The following is a 21,561-nucleotide window of genomic DNA, read 5'->3' as shown; positions in this document are numbered from 1 at the left end:
ATATTAAGATCAATCTTGCTTAATCATTCATACTTTTTTGGTGAAAACAAACAAATTTACATTCAAATTTCTAATACTCTTTCCAAAAGTAGTAATAATGCCCTTCCAAATGACTTTATCTATTTACAATTTAGAACTCTTAGATTAATATTACTGTAGTAAAGCAAACGGTTCCATAAGGAGGTTTCTATGACAGTTACCATTAAGGATGTGGCCAAGAAAGCGGGAGTATCTCCCTCCACGGTATCCCGGGTATTGTCCAATCACCCCAGAATCAGCCTGGAAACTTCCCGCAAGGTCAAAGCTATTATGGAAGATATGGGCTATACACCTAACATGATGGCTAAGAGTCTAGTATCGAAAACTACAAACAGCATCTGCTTCAGTCTTCCTAAACCAGCTGAAGAGCTGTTCTCAAATCTATTTTTTATGGAATTAATCCGGGGGATCGTTACACAAGCTAGTCGTTCCGGCTACGATGTGTTAATTAGCTCTGGAGCAAACGAGAAGGAAGAATTGGAAGCCGTTTCAAGACTTCTAAAGGGGCGTCGTGTAGATGGTGTTATTCTGCTGTACTCACGTACGGATGATGCTGTTATTGATTTTCTAGAGAGTAACGATTATCCATTCGTGCTGGTAGGTCGAAGCGATCGATATGAGAATATTTTATCTGTCGATAACGATAATGTGATGGCAGCATATGATGCTACTAACCACCTCATTTCAATGGGGCATGAACGAATTGGCTTCGTAAGTGGACCGCCTAATCTAATTGTTTCTCGCGATCGTCTCGCAGGGTACCGTAAAGCATTGCAGAATAGCGGTCTTGAAATGCGTGATGAATGGATTGTAGAAGGTGAATTTCTACAGGATAGCGGATATAGAGCGATGTCTTTTTTCATGAATTTGCCAAATCGGCCTACTGCTCTAGTTGCAGTAGATGATATGGTATCGTTCGGAATTTTACGCGGATTGAATGAACTGAAATACAAAGTACCTGACGATCTCGCTATTGTAAGCTTTAATAATATTCCATTATCTGAGTTATCCAGCCCTCCGATCAGTAGTATTGATATTGGAATTTATCATCTTGGATACACGGCCTCTCAGGTACTTATCCAGAATATCAAAAGTCCAAATCACGATGCTGGATATACAAACCGATTTGTTATTCCACATCGCCTGATCGTAAGAGAATCATCCATGTACTCACATGCGAAGAACAAAACCGAATGAATAAGTGAAGCGATCAACGCTTCATTTATTTTTTGAAAATCTGTACAAACGTTTGCGCTAATTCATTAAACACTTCTTGACCCAGTTCTTTAAGGGTGAATATTCGAATTTAAGGTTAGGATAAACTTAACTATCTCAAGTAAAGCTTATACGGATCGAAATCAAATTCAGGTACGAACCCAATGGATCACGATACTGTCACAACTTTTAGGAGGTACTACAATGTCGGAAATTAAAGCCTGCTTGTTCGATTTGGATGGTGTTATCGTTGATACTGCCAAATACCATTATATCGCATGGAAAGAGCTTGCAGATGGATTGGGGTTTCTCTTCACAGAACAAGATAACGAACGCCTTAAAGGAGTCAGCAGAACTGCCTCGCTAAACATTTTGCTGGAAATCGGCGGACTAACTATCGATGAAGAAGAGAAAGCTAAGCTTGCGGAACAGAAGAATAATCGTTATGTCGAATATATTGCGAAGATGGATAGCTCAGAGATTTTGCCAGGTGCGCTTGATTTTCTAAAAGAGTGCCGTGAGAATGGCATCAAAGTTGCCCTCGGTTCTGCTAGTAAGAACGCAATGACGATTTTAAATAATACCGGATTGACCCCTTACTTTGATGCGATCATCGATGGCACACACACTAGTGCTGCTAAACCTGATCCGGAAGTTTTTCTTCTAGGAGCTAAAGCACTTGGCGCTGATCCTAAACACTGTGTTGTCTTCGAAGATGCAGAAGCAGGAATTGAAGCTGCGTCGCGAGCTGGGATGTTCAGCGTTGGTATTGGCTCACCGGAAACGCTCAATGCGGCGAATATCGTAGTTCCATCACTCGCTCATATGAGCGTGCCACAACTCAAAAAATCTTTTGCTTAAAGTCTAACGAACATTAATCAACTGAAAGTGTTAATGTGATTCGCCCTGCTGCATCTACCTACAATCAAATGAACTAAGTATTATTCATTAGATTTCTGGTGATGAGGTGACGGAGAGGAATTTTGGAACTGTAGAAGCGTAGCGTTCGCCTTTATAATCAGATTTCATCCGCAAAACGCGGCTAAAATATAGAAATCTGATTATAACAGCGATCGAAAGTCCAAAGATTCCTCGCAGTCACACTTATACCACCGGATTTTAATGGAAGAATGATTTGTTCATTATATATCCCCACAACATATTTAAAGGAGCCGGTTATCGTGAAACAATATTTAACAATTGATGAATGGTCCATTATTGAAGAATCTTTTGATCCACAGACACAAGAAATCTCTGAAAGTGTATTTAGCCTTGGCAACGGATTTATGGGTGGTCGAGCTAATTTTGAAGAGCAATATAGCGGAAGTAGCCTGCAAGGTAGCTACATGGCTGGCGTGTACTATCCTGACAAAACTCGGGTTGGCTGGTGGAAGAACGGCTATCCTGAATATTTTGCTAAAGTACTGAACAGCACAAACTGGATTGGTATTAACATCGACATTGAAGGAACTCCTTTAGACCTGGCTAAATCCACGGTTTCCGATTTCCGTCGTGTCCTTAACATGAAGGAAGGTACGCTTTCCCGTAGCTTCACTGCCACACTCGAAGATGGTAAGGAAGTTAAAGTTGAGAGTATTCGTTTCGTCAGCATGACTCGTCAAGAAATCGGTGCTATTCGTTACTCCATCATTCCTGTTAATTTTGCAGGCAAGATTACAATCACTCCTTATCTCGACGGTGACGTGAAGAACAAGGATTCCAACTATGACGAGAAATTCTGGAATGAAGTGGAGAAGCAAGCAGGCACTGAAGGTGGGCACCTCACCCTTAAGACTAAAAAACTCGATTTCCATGTAACCTCTGCTATGGCTTTTGATATCCTTGTCAACGGTGAGAAAGTCAACGCTGATGCTGAAGCCATTGAACAAGAGAAATATGTAGCCAGCAAAATGAATGTATCCGTACAAGCTGGTGATCAAATCGTTATTTATAAATATGTTGCCAACGTTACCTCCCGTAATCACGGTCTTGGTCAATTGGTCGACGCCGCACAAACTGCTCTGACAGCTGCTAAGGAAGCTGGTTTTGTAACCCTTCTGAAAGAGCAAGTAGACGCTTGGAGAGAGAAATGGAAAGAAAGCGACATCATTATTGAAGGTGACGTTTCGGCACAGCAAGCGATTCGCTTTAATATTTTCCAACTGAACCAAACTTACAATGGTGAAGATGACCGTTTGAACATTGGACCTAAAGGCTTTACAGGTGAAAAATACGGCGGCAGCACTTACTGGGATACAGAGGCGTATTGTGTTCCCTTCTATCTCAGTACAGCAGACTCCTCTATTGCTCGCAACCTGTTGATCTATCGTTACAAGCATTTGGAGAAGGCTAAGGAGAATGCTCGTAAGCTTGGTTTCACAAAAGGCGCATTGTACCCAATGGTTACAATGAACGGCGAAGAGTGTCACAATGAGTGGGAAATTACATTTGAAGAAATTCACCGTAACGGTGCCATTGCTTATGCGATTTACAACTATGTGAACTACACTGGAGACAAAGCTTATCTTGGTCAATATGGCCTTGAAGTTCTAGTGGAAATCTCCCGCTTCTGGGAAGAACGTGTTCACTATGCAAATCGTAAAGACAAATACGTGATGCTTGGTGTAACGGGACCTAATGAATATGAAAATAACGTAAATAATAACTGGTACACCAACCGGATGGCTTCCTGGACTATGGAATATACCCTAGAAGCTTTGGATTATCTGAAAAAGAACGAATCCACGCGCTATGCAGAACTAGTTGACAAACTAGGACTCCAAGAGAGCGAAACTGCAAAATGGAATGATATCATTGCCAAAATGTATTATCCAGCGGATGAAGAACTGGGTATCTTCTTGCAGCAAGATGGCTTCCTAGACAAAGAGATTATCCAAGTCAAGGATCTGGCAGCTGAGAACCTGCCACTAAACCAAAAATGGTCTTGGGATCGTATCCTTCGTTCTTGCTTCATTAAACAAGCGGACGTTCTGCAGGGATTATATTTCCTAGGGGACCGTTACGATCTGGATACCAAAAAACGGAATTTCGACTTTTACGAGCCGATCACTGTTCATGAGTCCTCCCTATCCCCTTGTATCCACTCTATTCTAGCCAGCGAGCTAGGATATAAGGATAAGGCTTATGAAATGTACTTGCGTACTTCAAGACTGGATCTTGATAACTATAATAATGATACCGAAGACGGCTTACACAGCACTAGTATGGCTGGTACTTGGATGTCAATCGTCCATGGCTTCGGCGGATTACGCGTTCATGATGGCAGACTGACTTTGAGCCCATCGAACCCAGGTCACTGGTCAGCGTACTCTTTCAAAATCATGTTCCGCGGCTCCCGTCTAAAAGTAAGCGTTTCGGACGCACAGGTTACGGTTACGAATGAAACAGACATCCCAGCTTCTATTACTATCTATGACAAAGAATATACCGTGAACGGACTAAGCAGCATCACTGCTAACAGCAATTCCGTCACAGTATAAACCGACACCACAAGAGACCCTTGAAGCTAATAGCTTTTTAGGGTCTCTTTATTTTTTATCCTAAATGGATATCTTATATAAGGAGTGATTATTAATGAAAAGAACCTTTTGGAAGGAAGCTGTCGTCTATCAAATCTATCCACGCAGCTTTCAAGATAGTAATGGTGACGGTATTGGAGATCTGCAAGGCATCATTTCACGTTTGGATTATTTGCAGAAGCTCGGTGTCGATGTAGTGTGGTTGTCACCAGTATATAAATCGCCAAATGATGATAATGGTTATGACATCAGCGATTATGAAGATATTATGGATGAGTTTGGCACGCTAAAAGACTGGGAAGAACTACTGACTGGACTGCATGATCGTGGCATTAAGCTAATGATGGACCTTGTCATCAACCACTCTTCAGATGAACATCAATGGTTCGTAGAGTCCCGTTCGTCAAAGGATAATCCGTACCGTGATTACTACATTTGGCGTCCAGGTGGACCGAATGGCGAACGCCCAAACAATTGGAGCTCCATATTCAGCGGTCCGGCTTGGGAACTAGATGAAACAACCGGTGAATACTATCTGCATCTATTCTCACGCAAGCAACCGGATCTCAACTGGGACAATCCAAAGCTGCGCGAGGAATTATACAAGATGATTACCTTCTGGCTCGACAAGGGTGTGGATGGATTGCGGATGGACGTCATTAATTTGATTTCTAAAGCGGAAGGGCTACCCTCCTTTCAAATCGAGGGCGAGGCGCCAGAAGAGCTTGCTTGGGGTGGCGATTACTTTATGAATGGGCCCCGGGTCCATGAGTTTTTACATGAAATGAACCAAAAGGTCCTTTCGGGCTATGACATAATGACCGTTGGGGAAACGCCAGGGGCTTCAGTAGAGGATGCCGTTCTTTACACAGACGAAGATCGTGAAGAGCTTCAAATGGTATTCCAATTCGAGCATATGGACGTAGATTCCGGCCCAGGAGGCAAATGGGATGTAGCCCCATGGACACTAACTAAGCTGCGCGACATACTCCATAAATGGCAGGTCGGTCTGGCTGACAAGGGTTGGAATAGTCTGTACTTAAACAATCATGACCAGCCACGTATGGTGTCACGATTTGGTGATGATGGGAAGTATCGCGTAATATCTGCCAAAATGCTTGCTACCTTACTACATACGCTTAAAGGTACTCCCTATATTTACCAAGGTGAAGAAATTGGGATGACGAATGTAAAGTTCACAACGCTGGAAAATTATAAAGACATCGAAATTCTGAATATGTACCGTGAAAAAGTAATTGAAGGTGGCGCAGATCATGATACGATTCTGAACGCTATCCATGTCAAAGGCCGAGACAATGCCCGTACCCCAATGCAATGGGATGCATCTGCTAATGCTGGATTTTCAGAGGGAGAACCATGGCTTAAAGTAAATCCGATTTACAAGGAAATTAATGTGGAGCAAGCATTGGCGGATTCTGATTCAATCTTCTACTACTACCAGGAACTAATTGCTTTACGCAAAGAGAATCCGATTATGGTATATGGAGAATATAAGCTACTGTTGCCTGACCATGAGAACATTTATGCTTATACCAGAACTTTAGAGGATGAACAATGGCTGATTCTTCTGAACTTCAACGAGGCTCCTCAAAACGTTGATCTCTCCGTTGAGCTGAGCAACGTTACTGATTTAATCATTGGAAATTACCCAGATGAATCACCAACACGAGAAATTCTGCGCCCTTACGAAGCAAGAGTGTACAGATTACAAAGCTGACTCTCTCTACCATCCTGAGTTATACTATATAGGGTGATTTTGTTAAAATCACTCATCCACCAGCAACCTGTCATTAGAGAGCAAGGAATAACAGGATTTGCAAATGGTGGCATGATAGTATGAACTCAAAGGGAGATGGCAGGCTTGGAATGGCTTATCCGCATGAAAGAAGCTTTAGATTATATGGAGAGTAAAATGGAGGAAGCCTTTAATATAGAAGATATAGCAAAGGTGGCTTACTCCTCCCCTTTTCACTTCCAGCGTATGTTCTATATGCTTACTGGAGTATCAGTGAAAGACTATATCCGTAAGCGCAGATTGACTCTCGCTGCACAGGAACTCGCTATTTCTAAAGTTAAGGTACTAGATGTCTCATTAAAATACGGATATGACTCTCCCGAGTCGTTTGCCAAAGCATTCCGCAAAGCACATGGAATTACTCCTTCTGCTGCGCGGGAGTCAGGGGTACAGCTCAAAGCCTTCCCTAGACTCTCCTTCCATCTATCACTGAAGGGAGATAAAGAAATGGACTACAGAATTGAGACAAGAGACGCTTTTAATGTTATCGGACTAGTAGAGGAAATGACAACGAAAGATGGGGAGAATTTACGCCGTATCCCCCAGCTGTGGATTGAAGCTAACGAAAATGGTACATCGGATAAGCTGATTGAGATCGGTGTTGATAAGGATATCCTTGGTATTTGTAAAGATTTCAATCACGAAAAAGAAACCTTCTCCTATTGGATTGCTGTCGAAGCCTCTCCAGAGACGGATACTCAAGGCTTTCCTTCTACAACGATACCAGCTGCGAGTTGGGCTGTGTTCACCTCAGTAGGACCAATGCCGAATGCTATTCAGCAAGCATGGTCACGGATCTTTCAGGAATGGTTCCCTGCAACAGGCTATGAGCATACAGGAGGACCCGAGTTTGAGTTATACCTTCCGGGAAGACCTGATGCAGAGGATTATCGCTGCGAGATCTGGATACCGGTTATGAAAAAAAATTAATGCTTACTTAGACTATTCGGAATTCCGGATAGTCTTTCTTTCTTTCAGAATTTCTACGATTTCATTTTGAGAATCGGCCTAATCTTGGTATAATAAATAGATTATGTGATTCAATAATGACTATTGTCGTCCGATTATCGGTGAAGGAGAAATTCATGTCTACTGTAAAAATATTTTCAGACAGCACTTCCGATTTGCCTCAAGGCTGGAAGGATACTTTTAATATCGGCATCGTTCCCCTTTACGTAGTGTTTGAAGAAGGAACCTACAAAGATGGTGAAGATATCACACCAGAAGAAGTGTATCGCCGTGTCGCAGCAAGCGGAGTATTGCCAAAGACGGCCGCGCCTTCGCCAGCTGACTTTATCGCCGCTTTTCATCCAGTAATTAGCAGTGGAAATGATATTGTATATATCAGCCTCTCCTCATCATTATCCTCAACATATCAGAATGCACTTTTGGCTGCTGGAGAATTTCCTGAGGGTCGTGTACAGGTTATTGATTCACAGACCTTATGTGGAGGCATTGCTCTTCTCGTTATGAAAGCTGTCAGAGCCGCTGAAAAAGGTCACAGTGCTAATGAGATTGCAGCTATGCTGAAGCACAGCCGTAATCTTGTAGAAACAGAATTCGTTGTAGATACGCTTGATTACTTATATATGGGTGGACGCTGTTCAGGTATGCAGAATTTCATCGGTAGTCTACTCAAAATCCGCCCTGTGCTAAAACTGGTGGATGGGAGCATCGTCCCTATTAGCAAAAGCCGTGGCAAAAAAGAAAAAGCCGTAGAACAAATGCTCCAGAACGCCTTGGTTAACGTCGATCGGATGGATAACGAGCTGCTCATCGTTGTCCATACCTTGGCGGAAGAAGATGCATTATACCTAGAAGCAGCTCTACGTGAAAAGACTCAAGTTAATGAAATAGCTATCCTCAACGCAGGTTGTGTTATTGGAAGTCATTGTGGTCCACATACTGTAGGTCTCATGTATATGCTTCAAGATTAATACTCACACACAAATCTCCGGCCATTGCTTCGTAAGTCAATCGACCGGAGATTTGTGTGTTTACCCCTCCTGATTGAAAGTTGAATTTAACTCCGTCCCTTCATTTATGAAGGGTAGCATAAACCGGAACGTTGAACCTTTATTCTCTTCGCTTTCTACAAAGATGGTCCCACCCATTAGCTCAACAAGCTGCTTACAAATAGCGAGTCCCAATCCAGTACCGCCATATTTACGGTTGATGGTCGGGTGCAGCTGTGAGAAGGATTGAAATAATAAATTGAGTTTATTATCGGCAATCCCAACACCTGTATCGCGTACAGAAAATTCCAATAAATATTCTTTTGAATCCGAAAGTGGGATGTTCTTAACCGATAGCGTGACGCTTCCATGTTCTGTGAATTTCAGTGCATTACCTACCAGATTGACAATAACCTGTCGCAAACGGATCGGATCGGCCAGTAACGTTGTTGGAACACTCGTGTCCGCCCACCACCGCAAGGCCAGCTTCTTCTCTTCGGCTTTAGGCGTAAATAAATCAATGATGTCCGATATCATCTCTCGAAGATCAAATGATTCGGATTGCAGTGGCATTTTACCCACTTCCATCTTACTGAAATCAAGAATGTCATTCAAGATCTGTAATAGCGTGTAACTACTGCTTCGTAAAATCTCAACATAACCTCGTTGTTCTTCTCCAAGATCTGTTTCAAGTAAAAGGTCTGACATCCCAATCATTCCATTCATTGGTGTCCGAATTTCATGACTCATCATTGCCAAGAAATCAGATTTGGCCTGCGCCGCCTGCTCTGCAGATTCTTTAGCGCGAATGATTTCTTTCGCATTCGTGATATCGCTAAAAGCAATAACTGCACCTGCGATCATCCCTTCATCCATAAGAGGCGACACCCGATAATTCGCAAAAAAGCTGGTTCCATCCTTACGCCAGAAGATCTCATCGTCTTTCCTGCGGATAATTCCATCTGCAATCGTAAGACTAATCTGACAATCAGGAGTTGAATAACGTGAGCCATCACCTTGGATTTGATGAATATATTCCATTAGCTTCAGACCCACCAGTTCTGTAGGCTGGTAGCCTAACATATCCGCACCCTCACGGTTAATAAAGAGCGTTCGCCCCATATTATCTAGTACGAATATTCCAGCTGAGACGGAGTTCAGAATCAGGCTCGCTCTCTTATTCTCGACTTCAGTAGCTAAAGCAGGCTTGAAGTTTGTCTCCAGTTCTACCTTATCCGATAATTTAGCATGAAAAGAATCCGCTAATGCGTTTAGCCAGTCCTGTAACCCTTCCGAATAAATATGATAGTTGCCGTAATCTACTTGAATGATCGCGAATACCCCGACAATTTCCTTATCTATCGTTATAGGAATAAAGTTACCTCTCACGGCATCCGCTTTGGGATCGTTCAGATCTTGCAACTCAAAGCTAGACGGATTTCCTTGCAGGGCAGCCTCAAAGTTAGCTACATCAACAAAGTAGGTTTTTTTAAGTGATGTCAGACCTATATCTTGAAACGATGCTTCTGCACTGGAATCTAGATAGAACGTGCGATTAGTTCCTAAGCAGCGACCTTGCCGATCCAAAACAAATACCAAATTAGGATGATGGTCATATAACGATTTATAAGCGCTCTCTTCCGAAAGCAATCGTGTTAGTATGGATGTCCAGTCTTTATCCACAATTCATTTCACCTCAGGCTCTCTCATCCATTATCATTACCCTAAAACGAGCGGAAATCATCTCAAATTTTAAATTCTTCTATTTCGACCATTATATCAAATTCACCTTAATTGATCCCAGATAAACACCAAATCCCCCTTTAGAGTCCAGCCACGATGACTTACACATCGCACTGAGATTCTTAAGAGGGATTTCTGTAAATATCTTAGGCTATATCTTTATGGTCAATATTGCGAATCGCCATATAGGCAATACCTGCTCCTAGCAAGCCAAGCGAGATCGACACCGCCGCTAAATTACCTAAACGCGCTTGATCAAATCCACCAGAAATCAAGGAAGTAACCAATACAGCAGAGACGATGGTAGCTGGGACTGATTTTTTCTTCATCCCAAAGTACAATGGAATTAGAGCGATTCCCGCTGCATAAAATGCGTTTGGTCCTAACTTAATCAGCTCTGTAGTGAGCATAGGAAGGGTTAATTCACCTGGAATAAGCCCTACAAAAGAATTGAATCCTATTAGGATAGCGCCAACTACAATGTCTGACACGATGATGGCAACAAATGTGAAGGCGAACACTATCAATATTTTTGCAGTCATTAGCTTTTTACGTGAGATAGGATACATGAAGAGAAGCGTAATGGTGTTGTTCTTATACTCATCAATCACCAGCTTGCTAATAATAACGGAAGCGAAAATAATATAAGCAGCCTTCACAAAAACGAACACACCCTCAAACATATCTGCATAAGAAGCGAACGACGGTTCACCCTCATTTCTATCAACGAATAAAACCATAATCATAAACCCAACAATAGCAAGATTGACGATTGTTGCACCTGTAAGAAGAGTTTTTAGCTTATTCTTCCGAATCTCCAAAGATATTAATTTAAGCAACGCCCTCACCCCCAATCAATTGTAAAAAATAATCTTCCAGCGTATGTTGTTTCTTGCTGATGCTTTCAATCTCCACATCTGCTAACACTAACGCCTTATTCAGATCACGTTGTGAGATTCCACCGTCATATATTCTTAGTATAATATGATCAAGCACTTTGAAATTATTGAGGCCAAGCTTATGCTCCAACACGTACACTGCTTTGTTAATCTCATTTGTAACCACTTCGATATATTCTGTATTTTGACCGCGAATGGAATCCATCGCCACTTCTTCTACCAGAGCACCCTGCCGGATCACACCGATAGTATCAGCGATCTGTTCAATTTCTCCCAGAATATGACTAGATACAAGTAACGTCATCCCATATTCACGGCTAAGCATCCGAAACACTTCACGCATCTCTTTGATTCCCACAGGGTCTAGTCCATTAATTGGCTCATCCAGAATAAGTAGCTCAGGTTTTGTCATGAAGGCTCTGGCAATACCCAAACGCTGCTTCATCCCAAGCGAAAATTGCTTCACCGGCTTTTTATCGATACCCGTAAGCTTTACCAGCTCCAGCGCTTCTCCAATCGCTTGCGGATCATAATAGCCCATGTACTCTCCATGCAGGATCAGGTTTTCTTTGGCTGTCAGCTTATCATAGAACACTGGATATTCAATGATGCAGCCCATCCGTTTGAGCATTTCATAAGAATGATTTGTCATTTTTTCATTAAAAAACTCAATTTCACCACTCGTAGGTTTAACAAGGTTTGTGATCATTTTCATGACCGTTGTTTTGCCGGCACCGTTCGGTCCGAGAAAGCCATAAATTTCACCTTGTTTAATATTCATATTCACATTGCTAACGGCTTCTTTGCCTTGGTAGGTTTTCGTTAAATTTCTTGTTCGAAGTATCGTAGTCATTTCCGCGCTCCCCTTTGTTTTCGTCTCGTCTTCCTTAGTTCTTATTGTACACAGCAGAATTTTCTTTTTTATTACTCGATTCTTACAAAAATCTTAAGCTGCGCACAATTTCACTCCTTAGAAGCTTAATCTGCGAAAAGAAAGGGTAAAAACCGTTCTCACAAACGGTTGACTAGCCAGTGTAATGGTTCCATTCATCTGCTCTGTTAATCTTTTGGTAATGGTTAGACCTAGACCGCTCCCTTGATATGATCGGTTTCTCGAATCCTCCAGTGTATAGAGCCGTTCGAATACTTTATCCTGGTGAGCTTCACTAATGCCTTTTCCACGATCCCAAACATCTATGTATACTTTGTTCTTATCACTATAGAGTTTCAAGCCTAATACGCCTCCGGCATCCCCATAAGCAATCGCATTCGATAACAAATTGGACAAAATCCGGTCAAGCGCCTCTTCGTTCCCCATGAAGTAAAGTGATTCATCAGGGATTTCTATTTCTACCTCACTGCCCTTGGCGCTAAGGATATCATAGAAGGAAAGGATATTACGTCTGCATACTTCGCCTGCCTCAACACGTGTAAGATTGATTTCCCGATCCCCTGATTCGAGCTTGGCCAAGTCAAAGAACTTGTTCATCAGATGGATCACTTCGTTCGCTTTTTGGTGAATCGTATTCATCATGCGTTCCCGTTCCTCGGCTGGCATCTGCTCATCCTGCTGAATCGTTTCAATATAACCGAGTACTACCGTTAGCGGAGTCTTTAGATCGTGGGAAATGTTTGACAGCATATTACGCATGGACTTCTCCAGCTTCACGCGCTCAATGCTTCCTTTATGGTTAACGTCGAGCAGCCGATTTAGATCAATCAGCACGCTTTGCAGCTCTACATTACTACTAAATAACAGCAATCTTTCGTGTGATCCTTCGGCCATGATGCTACTTAGCTTGTCATGAATATATTTCAGGTCTCTAGAAGCTTTACGCGAATGCTGATATTGCCATCCAACGACGACGAGCAGGAGTACAATAACCACGCTAAGCGCCATACTCATTACAGCTGCTCTCCCAGCTTATACCCGATCCCCCATAACGTCTTGATGTACTCTGGATGCGAGGGGTCATCTTCTATTTTTTCGCGTAATCTTCTCATATGTACATTAATAACGTTCTCATCCCCAAAATAATCATCTGCCCACACGCTTGCATAAATCTGCGCTTTGGTGAAGACTCTGCCTGGATGCGTGACGAACAATTTTAGAATATGAAATTCCTTGGACGTTAGCTTCACTTCTTCCCCGTTCTTTAGCGCAGAGAAATTATCCAAATCCACAGTCAGTCTACCAATGGAAATCATTTGCTTCACAGGAATGGGAGCCTCTGCTTGGATTGGGGGAGTAGCATAACCCGCTCGTCGAATCGCAGCCTTCACTCTAGCAGCTAATTCGATCATTGAAAAAGGCTTGGTAATATAATCATCCGCCCCAAAGCCAAGTCCAAGCGCTTTATCCACATCGCTGTCTTTGGCCGACATGATCAACACCGGAACTAGACTTGTCGCACGGATCGTCTGGAGAATATCAGTACCGCTACGCTTGGGCAGCATGAGATCTAATAATACAAGATCAAAAGAATTGCTAGTACGGAATGTTCTTTCCGCTACTTCACCATCAAACGCCGTTTCCACTTCATAGCCCTCTTTTACTAAATAGGACCTAACCATTTCACTAATCGCTTCGTCATCTTCAATTAATAATATACGGTGCATGAATACTGCCTCCAATGATTTGAGAATAAATATGAATGCTGAATATAGTTAAAGATCAGTCGCAACTGCGGTGAATGTTTGGACTTCCAGCCGCTGTTGTCACCAGATTTCTTGATTTGTACCGCTTATAGCGGTTGAAATCCAGTGACAAAGGCGGACGCTATCGCTCCTACAGTTCCAAAATTCCCCTCCGTCACTCCGTTCCCTTTTCCAAAGTTTCAAAATTCAATTTATATAGTGTAATTATTCGTAATACCCCTTAACCTCAGGCAGTTGCTTATAAATGCTTCCGGCCTGCACGATTGTAATGATCGCTTGGGCTAGTTCAGTCATCTGACCGTCATCCTCAGTATTCTGGCATTCCGTCCACTGATAATGACGCTCACCACTATTGATCTGAACCGATAAATCGTAACTTACAGCAGGTTTTCGATTACACTCAGTAGATAATTCTTTTTCATCTAAGTAATTCGCTAGAACCATTTCTTTATAGATTTGTCCTCGTTCCTGTTCAGAAAGCTCAAAATCGCTAACCTCGACTACTTCCCCATTCTGGAGATCTTTGACCAACTTCTTCTCTATCGTATTAATTTCGTTCTTTTGGTTCACACCATACTTTAAAACAAACTCAAACTTATCTTGTTTCGTTACGTCAAAAGGGATCTGGAGCAGCTCAATCTTTGCTTGTTCACCCGCACACCCCGTTAAGGTATACGACAGAAGTTTATCCGTTTCGTTTCTAACAAGGTTCTGACAAGTGTATATGGTTATTTGGGGACTACCAAACGTATCTTCTGAATTATCATGCCGCATTTCAATTCCTTGGTCAGTGTATTTCAAGTCATTAAAGATCGGATCACCTTCAATTGTGTAATGAACCACACGCTGGGTACCCTTTTTATTTTGGATAAAAGCATCCAGCTTCTTAAGATTCTTAACAATCATTCCATGGCTGTTTATCACATCTTCTTGTTCATTAATGGTAGTAGTGAATTTGTCTTTTCCATTGGATAGCTGATAAAAGCAACCGGTTACTATAAGCGCTATAAAAATAAGAAGAATACCGCTCGATCTCATCGATCATAACCTCCTTAAACCCTCCATAAGTAGAATCATTTGTTAAAGTATACCAATAATAACGGGGGCTGGGTATCCCTTCAGGGGATATCGGATGATAGGGAGATTAATAGAAAATTAGCCAGCAAACAAAAAAAGCCGATTGGATACCCAATCAGCTCTGGTTATTGTTCATCTCACCTGAGTCCTAAGGAATTATCAAATAATCTCGATATTCCGATAAGCGTGAACTCAGATACATTCTCTGAAGTAAATATAACAATGGATGAATCAGCTAGTCCCGTCTGGAGAGCGGGACCAAATAAATCGATGCTCTTGGAAATCTGACCGCCAATAACGATGCGGGTTGGCTGATATTCTACAACATAGGACTTTAGCATTTCAGCCAATCGTGTACCGAATTCTTCAAATACCTTGCAGCTCATGCTATTCCCGTTTCTTGCATGTTCTGCGAGTTCCTTCACGTCCATCCCTTTTTCTAGAGCTCCCATCTGCTCAGCCAGGCGAAGAATTCCGCGACGTGATAAGGCATCATCTATGGAGCTCTCTAGGAAAGGTTTATCATAGAGCCAACCGTCCTTAGGAACACCCGGCCCTTCGTTAAGGAGCGATGCATGATCAATAAACGCGGAGCCTAACCCTGTCCCAATAGTTAACGAAATATATCGTTCATTTGGAAACAACCTGCTTACGCCTAAGGCAAACAACTTGGCATCATTCTCAAAGCGAATATCTGCCTGCAGCAGGTGCTTCGCCCGTTCCTTATGTTGTATGGTTTTGAACCGGGTATACAATACTTCTCGTATATTCTCACCATACAACGCCTCATATTTACTAAGCCCCTGAATGTAACATATACCTTGCTGATAATCAAAAGGCCCGGGAAAAGCTAGACCGATACACCAAGTACAGTCTGCCGCTATCCCTAGTGTAACGGTATAGAACTGATATTGATCTTCGAATATAGAAATAAATTGCTCAATAATCACATCGGCATCTTGGTCAGCAAGGGCAGGATACTGCTTACAGCTAGCCTGTAGCAATTCCCCGTCCACGACTAAACCAGATTTAATAAAGGTTCCTCCCACGTCTAAAGCGATCACGACTTTAGGCTTCAAAGGAGACTCACATCCCATGCCTTGGATACGCCAGCTTTCACAAGCTTACACGGCTTATTTCCGATATTTATTATTTTGTAGGCACCGAACACGGCTGGGAGGATATATGATTCCGCGTATTGTAACTCGACATAAATAGATTCATCTGCACAGGATACTATACGGACCTTACCTCCCTCAACCAAGTTATACATTACCATTTCGTTATTTGTATGATCCTCCCATGTATCATGCAGATGCACACGATGAACATAGAACAGTAGATCGTCACGCTGTCCAAGAACATACTCCTCGTTAAGCCCCTGCGTTTGCCGCAAGCTTGGCTTAGGAATCAAATTGTCCTCAACCCATGCCGTTCTTTTATCGAAATCAATATTGTCAAAGGCATGATCTATATTAATAGGACGTGGCTTGCCATCCATTCCTTTACGTAGGAAATCGTAGATCTTGAAAGTAAACCACCATGTCGTAGAGGATATTTCGAGTACTAAGTTATTCTTTCCGGAAGCATGAACAGTCCCTGTAGGAATTAGGAATAAATCTCCCTTATTCGCTTCATATTGATTAACGAAATCAGTGATTTGAATGGGTTCACCTGTTTCTTGTGCATGGTGTACGGCGTTAAAGAATTCCTCCTTCGTACATTGTTCGGTCAGCCCCAGAAACACAGATGTATTCTCTAAATTCTCCATGATATAGTACGATTCTTGCTGTGCCATAAATTCATTAAATGTCTCCCGAATATACTCCTGCTTCGGATGTACCTGGCACGACAAGCTATCTCCGTCGATGGTATCAAGGTAGTCGAAGCGAATCGGAAAATAATCGCCAAACAGCCCGACAATACGATTCCCGAGAATGGCCGGATGCTCATAATGCATGACGATGAGGAAAGGGACCTCAATTATTTCGTCGTTATACTTCAGCAAAATGGAGTTCTCCGGTGCAATCGGCTCAAAGCTCCATGCGCAGTTGGCCCACTCCTTCGGAAGCTCCGCGAATTTCTTCAAATATTGACCGCCCCATATCCCTGGCGCGAAGAACGGCTTCACACGCATAGGGGACTTGGCGATATCTGCAATCATCTGGCGTAGGGTGAAGACCGTTGTAAGCTTGGGACACTCGGGCTCATTCATATCAACGTAATAGTGGATCGAATCCAATACTTTTTTTCGGTAAGTTTCTAGCACAGGCCATTCCACAAATAGACAGATTTTATACTTCTCCACTACATCTCGGTTCCAACTAAAACCGAAATTCAATAAATGTGCTTTATGCTCCACTTGCTGATACTCACGAGAGACATCCAAGAAGTAGGTAATATCGTAGTTGCCGTTCCCGAGCCAATAGGCCCCTGGTCCAAACGTGATGATGAAGGTTGTTTGGTCGACAGGGAATTGAATCTGTTTTTTGAAGTTGTCTATCTTGTCTTGTGCTTCTGGAATGAAATAATCTGCAAGCTTAGCATCCGAAAAATAACCAAATGCACGATTATCTGTAATATTCGCTTCAAAGAACGTTCGCAGCTCTTCACTTGTCTTCATAAAGCTATTGGTTCCGATGAGAACTGTCTTATGCCCCTCTTGTTGCAATACATCTATGATCCTTGCCAGGACGTCCTGATATTGGGCACCGTGCGTTCCATCAATCGCAACGTGAATAACACTAGTGGAATTCATCGCTGCTTGTTGAAGTAGCGGGGACAGTATTGCCTCAAAACCTCGCTGCACTCCAGCTTTTGCATAAGGCGTAACTGTATCTGGCTTCATTTGTTGAATGAACCGAATAGGGTTAATAGGTCTTTTCTCGAACATAGTTGTCACTCCTATACAGTTGAATGAATTCTATCCCGCTTATGGTGACTATACTTTAGGTCAATATGCCTGATTCTAATGCCTTCCACACAAGCTGCGCGAACTGGCTGTTCGACCAAGCGAACCATTCACGTGTAAAGTTAGTAGAATCATTTACATCAAATCCCTCATGCATAAATCCAGTACCAGCATCTGTCGACTCACAGATTTCAATCATCTCGAGCATCTCTTGAGGATCAACTGCAGTTAAACCCTGCATCGTATAAGCAAGATGCCATACGAATCCCGTGCTAGTATGTGGACTACCAATGCCGCTCAGCTTCTCGCCTTTGAAGAAATAGGGATTATCCTCACTAAGAGCAAATCTACGGGTATTCAAATATATCGGATCATCTGGCGCACAGTAACCTAGATAGGGTGCAGACATCAAGCTAGGGGTACCTGCATCGTCCATCAATAAATGGTTACCGAAACCATCCGTTTCGAACGCATACATCTTGCCGTATTTGGAATGGTCAATGATTCCATAAAGCTCAATTGCATGCCGGATTTCTTCTTCCATTGCCGACATTCGGGCTACGAGCTTTGAATCTCTATATACATATTGAGCAATTTCCTGCAATTGTCGAAGCGTTACAGCGGCGAACATATTCGATGGAATATTGAAGTGAAAGTCACACACATCATCGCTGGGGCGGAAGCCTGACCAGATCAGTCCAACATTATTTACCGGCATCCCCAAACCGTTCTTACGTAATGTATCTATCACGATGCCGTTGTGACGTTGAAAGCGGTAGGTTGACTGCTCCTTGTGCTCCTGTTCAATCTGCCATACGTTCAACATCTTCAGTAGTGAGGTTCGGAAAACTTCATCAAAGATCCCGGTGCGTCCAGTTTCTTTCCAATATAGGTATGCCAAGCGGAATGAGAAGCACATGGAATCCAGCTCGAATTTACGCTCCCATACCCAAGGCGAGCTGTCTGTCTCATCCGTTGCATTCCAGTGCCAATCATTTGCAGACTCGTTAAAGGCATTCGCATAGGGATCGATTTGAATATAAAACATATGACGGCGTATTAAGCCTTCTAGAATCCGCTGAAGCTCAGCATCTTCCTTGGCAAAAGGAACATAATGAATAACCTGCTCAACAGAGTCACGCAGCCACATCGCCGGAATATCGCCAGTTAACACGAACGTTGTTCCGTCATCCAGCAGTTTAGTAGTTGTTTCTAATGTGTTTGGAAAACAATTCTGGAACAATTGACGCAGCTTTGGACGATGAGCCAGACGTTCACTAGCGTCCTTCATGACTTGTTGAACCGCCTGAGGCAGAGGGAACTTATTAATTTCAATAGTAGGTAAACGATGCTCTTTCATAATTTGGTAACCCTCCCGTGATTACGATCTCAAGTTACGAGGAACAACCTCTAAGCTTGTTGAAATGGTACTGCCTACGTTCGATCCAATCATGATCTCAAATTTGCCGGGCTCAACCATCCACTGCAAATCAGAGCCGACAAACTGCAGCTCCCGCGGAGTAATATGAAATTGAACGATACGCATCTCACCAGGCTCAATATAAATCTTCTGAAATCCTTTTAATTCTCGTTCCGGGCGTGTGATTGTGCTAGTGCAATCTTTTATATATAGTTGAACAACCTCATGTCCAGCAACATCGCCAATATTCGTTACCTCCACGGATACAGTACAAGAACCATCCAACTCTATTTGTGTCTGATCCAAGCGAATATGCTCGTATTGATAGCTTGTATAGCTTAGACCATAACCAAATACATATTGTGGATGAAAGTCCACCTCGAGATAGCGATGACCTCTGGAGCGTTTCTTATTATAATAAATCGGTAATTGCCCTGGATGCTTTGGAATGGACAGCGTAAGGCGACCGGATGGATTATAGTCTCCGAACAAAATATCAGCAATCGCATGCCCACCCTGCTGTCCCGGATACCAAGCCTCCAGAATGGCATCCGCATGCTCATCTACCCAAGGCTCGACAATGGGGCGACCATTGATATAGATAACAATCAGTTTTTTGTTCAAGGTGTGCAGCTCCTGCAGCAGTTCAAGCTGCACACCGCATAAGTTGAGCTCTGCACGATCGAAGCCTTCCCCACAATCCATATCACTAAGACTAAATTGATCCGTAATGACGGCGGCGCCTGTCTTCAAATCAATCGTACCTTCACCGAAATCACGTGCACTCGATCCCCCGACGACTGCAATAATGGTATCCGCTGCTGACGCTACCTCCATTGCCATCTCAAAGCCTGCTTTCGATGGATCTTTCACGCGGCAGCCCGGAGCATACAGCACTTCGCTGAGTCCATCACATTTAGCACGGACCCCGTCCAAAACGGTAACGATGTGATGACGCTCCTGTGGCGAAGTATAGTCACCCAATTGATTATAAATATTGTTGGCATTCGGCCCAATAACAGCAATCTTACCAAGTGACGGAGAAAGCGGCAGAGCATCATCATGATTCTTCAAAAGAATGATACCTTCGCGTGCAGCTTGTCGCGCCATCTCTACATGCAACTGCTGTCCAACGACGCGCTGTGCTGTTGCCGGATCAACAAAGGGACGTTCAAACAGTCCCAATTCAAACTTCGCACGCAGAATTCGTTCAACTGCGAGATCAATATCGGAAATCTCAATCAACTGAAGCCGCAATGCGTTCATTAGACATCTGCCAAATGTTTCACCAGACATCTCCATATCCACACCAGCTTTAAGTGCAAGTGATGCTGCCTCTTCTTCGGTCTCACAAATCTGGTGACCGTGTTTAAGCTGGCTGATCGCACCACAATCCGTAATGACGAAGCCTTCAAAGCCCCATTGCTCACGAAGCACATCTGTTAACAACGCCTTGCTTGAGGTACACGGAACACCATCAATCTCATTGTAAGCAGTCATAACAGACTTCGCCCCAGCTTCAATTGCCTTCTGGAATGGCAGCAAATCCTTCTCCATTAATTCGCGTTTTCCCAACCGTACGGTGTCAGCATTACGACCACCATCCGAGCTGCCATACGCGACGAAATGCTTTAATGTTGCCAGGATCGTATGGTCTGTATTTAATGAATCACCTTGTAAGCCCCTCACTGCAGCAACTGCCATTTCACTATTTAAATATGGATCTTCCCCAAAGCATTCTTCTGTTCGCCCCCAACGCGGATCACGTACAATATCTAGTACTGGGGAGTAGGTTGCTGTCCCTCCTTGAGCGCGAGTCTCTGCAGCCACTGCTTGGCAGATCTGCCGGAACAATTCCCTATTCCATGTACTTCCAATGGCAAGCGGTACGGGAAAGACGGTGTTACCAATCGCCATATGACCATGAGAGCATTCCTCGCCCAACAGAATCGGAATACCCAGACGTGTATGTTCAATGGCATATTGCTGGATCAGATTCGTTACTTCTGCACCTTCCATCGGGGACAACCCTGTTTCAAGCGTTACCTCTGTCCAAGGATCTGCACGCAGCACACCATACAAAGAACCCACGCCACCTTTTGCGACTGCTCCCTTAAATGCTTCAGTCAGTTGAATCCTGCCTTCTGATTTCTCATACGCTTTCCAGCCAAAGGGCTGGAGGAGCTGCCCGATTTTCTCCTCCAGCGACATATGGGCCAATAAATCTCTAACACGCTCATGAATCGGCAAGGATGAATCTTTATACCTCATAGCTACAAGTCCTCCCGT

At 43.1% G+C, this 21,561-nt stretch carries 16 protein-coding genes; 6 read left to right on the top strand and 10 right to left on the bottom strand.

The annotated features are described in order from the left end of the window. Positions 1-189: 189 nt before the first annotated feature. The 6 genes from QNH28_RS08550 to QNH28_RS08525 all read left to right on the top strand — a co-directional run bounded on the left by QNH28_RS08550 (position 190) and on the right by QNH28_RS08525 (position 8,546). Positions 190-1,236: a LacI family DNA-binding transcriptional regulator gene (locus tag QNH28_RS08550; RefSeq protein WP_283910994.1), complete on the top strand. Its 1,047-nt coding sequence runs from the start codon at positions 190-192 to the stop codon at positions 1,234-1,236. Between the two features lie 222 nt (positions 1,237-1,458). Further along, positions 1,459-2,115, top strand: a complete 657-nt coding sequence (gene pgmB, locus QNH28_RS08545) for a beta-phosphoglucomutase (protein WP_283910993.1) — start codon at positions 1,459-1,461, stop codon at positions 2,113-2,115. Positions 2,116-2,435: 320 nt separating this feature from the next. Beyond that, positions 2,436-4,754 carry a glycoside hydrolase family 65 protein gene (locus QNH28_RS08540; RefSeq protein ID WP_283910992.1) on the top strand — a complete coding sequence of 773 codons (2,319 nt, stop codon included), beginning with the start codon at positions 2,436-2,438 and terminating at the stop codon, positions 4,752-4,754. A gap of 94 nt (positions 4,755-4,848) precedes the next feature. Beyond that, the gene (locus QNH28_RS08535) at positions 4,849-6,531 is read left to right on the top strand and encodes a glycoside hydrolase family 13 protein (RefSeq protein ID WP_283910991.1); all 1,683 of its coding nucleotides are present in this window, start codon (positions 4,849-4,851) and stop codon (positions 6,529-6,531) included. A 144-nt stretch (positions 6,532-6,675) separates the two neighbouring features. Continuing rightward, complete coding sequence (locus tag QNH28_RS08530) at positions 6,676-7,539, top strand: AraC family transcriptional regulator (RefSeq protein WP_283910990.1); 864 nt, start codon at positions 6,676-6,678, stop codon at positions 7,537-7,539. A gap of 155 nt (positions 7,540-7,694) precedes the next feature. Next, complete coding sequence (locus QNH28_RS08525; protein ID WP_283910989.1) at positions 7,695-8,546, top strand: DegV family protein; 852 nt, start codon at positions 7,695-7,697, stop codon at positions 8,544-8,546. 60 nt (positions 8,547-8,606) lie between these two features. Here the strand turns inward: QNH28_RS08525 and QNH28_RS08520 are convergent, their stop codons facing one another. From QNH28_RS08520 to QNH28_RS08475, 10 genes are all read right to left on the bottom strand, one after another. Further along, on the bottom strand, positions 8,607-10,247 hold the full coding sequence (locus tag QNH28_RS08520; protein WP_283910988.1) for a PAS domain-containing sensor histidine kinase: 1,641 nt from the start codon (positions 10,245-10,247) through the stop codon (positions 8,607-8,609). Between the two features lie 206 nt (positions 10,248-10,453). Beyond that, positions 10,454-11,155 carry an ABC transporter permease gene (locus QNH28_RS08515; protein ID WP_283912087.1) on the bottom strand — a complete coding sequence of 234 codons (702 nt, stop codon included), beginning with the start codon at positions 11,153-11,155 and terminating at the stop codon, positions 10,454-10,456. Continuing rightward, positions 11,139-12,059 (bottom strand): ABC transporter ATP-binding protein, encoded by a 921-nt coding sequence (locus QNH28_RS08510; RefSeq protein WP_283910987.1) that lies wholly within the window; start codon positions 12,057-12,059, stop codon positions 11,139-11,141. Before QNH28_RS08510 ends, QNH28_RS08515 begins: the two co-directional genes overlap by 17 nt. A 117-nt stretch (positions 12,060-12,176) precedes the next feature. Continuing rightward, positions 12,177-13,112, bottom strand: coding sequence for a sensor histidine kinase (locus QNH28_RS08505; RefSeq protein WP_283910986.1), 936 nt, complete (start codon positions 13,110-13,112; stop codon positions 12,177-12,179). Next, complete coding sequence (locus QNH28_RS08500; protein ID WP_283910985.1) at positions 13,112-13,825, bottom strand: response regulator transcription factor; 714 nt, start codon at positions 13,823-13,825, stop codon at positions 13,112-13,114. The genes QNH28_RS08505 and QNH28_RS08500 overlap by 1 nt, the downstream gene beginning before the upstream one ends. Positions 13,826-14,068: 243 nt before the next feature. After that, positions 14,069-14,902 carry a DUF4362 domain-containing protein gene (locus QNH28_RS08495; protein WP_283910984.1) on the bottom strand — a complete coding sequence of 278 codons (834 nt, stop codon included), beginning with the start codon at positions 14,900-14,902 and terminating at the stop codon, positions 14,069-14,071. Positions 14,903-15,078: 176 nt separating this feature from the next. Further along, positions 15,079-16,020 carry an ROK family protein gene (locus QNH28_RS08490; protein ID WP_283910983.1) on the bottom strand — a complete coding sequence of 314 codons (942 nt, stop codon included), beginning with the start codon at positions 16,018-16,020 and terminating at the stop codon, positions 15,079-15,081. Then, positions 16,017-17,834 carry a class I mannose-6-phosphate isomerase gene (locus tag QNH28_RS08485; protein ID WP_283910982.1) on the bottom strand — a complete coding sequence of 606 codons (1,818 nt, stop codon included), beginning with the start codon at positions 17,832-17,834 and terminating at the stop codon, positions 16,017-16,019. Before QNH28_RS08485 ends, QNH28_RS08490 begins: the two co-directional genes overlap by 4 nt. Positions 17,835-17,889: 55 nt before the next feature. Continuing rightward, positions 17,890-19,212 (bottom strand): glycoside hydrolase family 125 protein, encoded by a 1,323-nt coding sequence (locus tag QNH28_RS08480; protein ID WP_283910981.1) that lies wholly within the window; start codon positions 19,210-19,212, stop codon positions 17,890-17,892. 21 nt (positions 19,213-19,233) lie between these two features. After that, the gene (locus QNH28_RS08475; RefSeq protein WP_283910980.1) at positions 19,234-21,543 is read right to left on the bottom strand and encodes a glycoside hydrolase family 3 N-terminal domain-containing protein; all 2,310 of its coding nucleotides are present in this window, start codon (positions 21,541-21,543) and stop codon (positions 19,234-19,236) included. Positions 21,544-21,561 lie beyond the last annotated feature (18 nt).

Source organism: Paenibacillus sp. G2S3 (genome assembly GCF_030123105.1).
GTDB lineage: Bacteria > Bacillota > Bacilli > Paenibacillales > Paenibacillaceae > Paenibacillus_AQ.
This window is presented reverse-complemented; position numbering and strand designations above follow the sequence as displayed.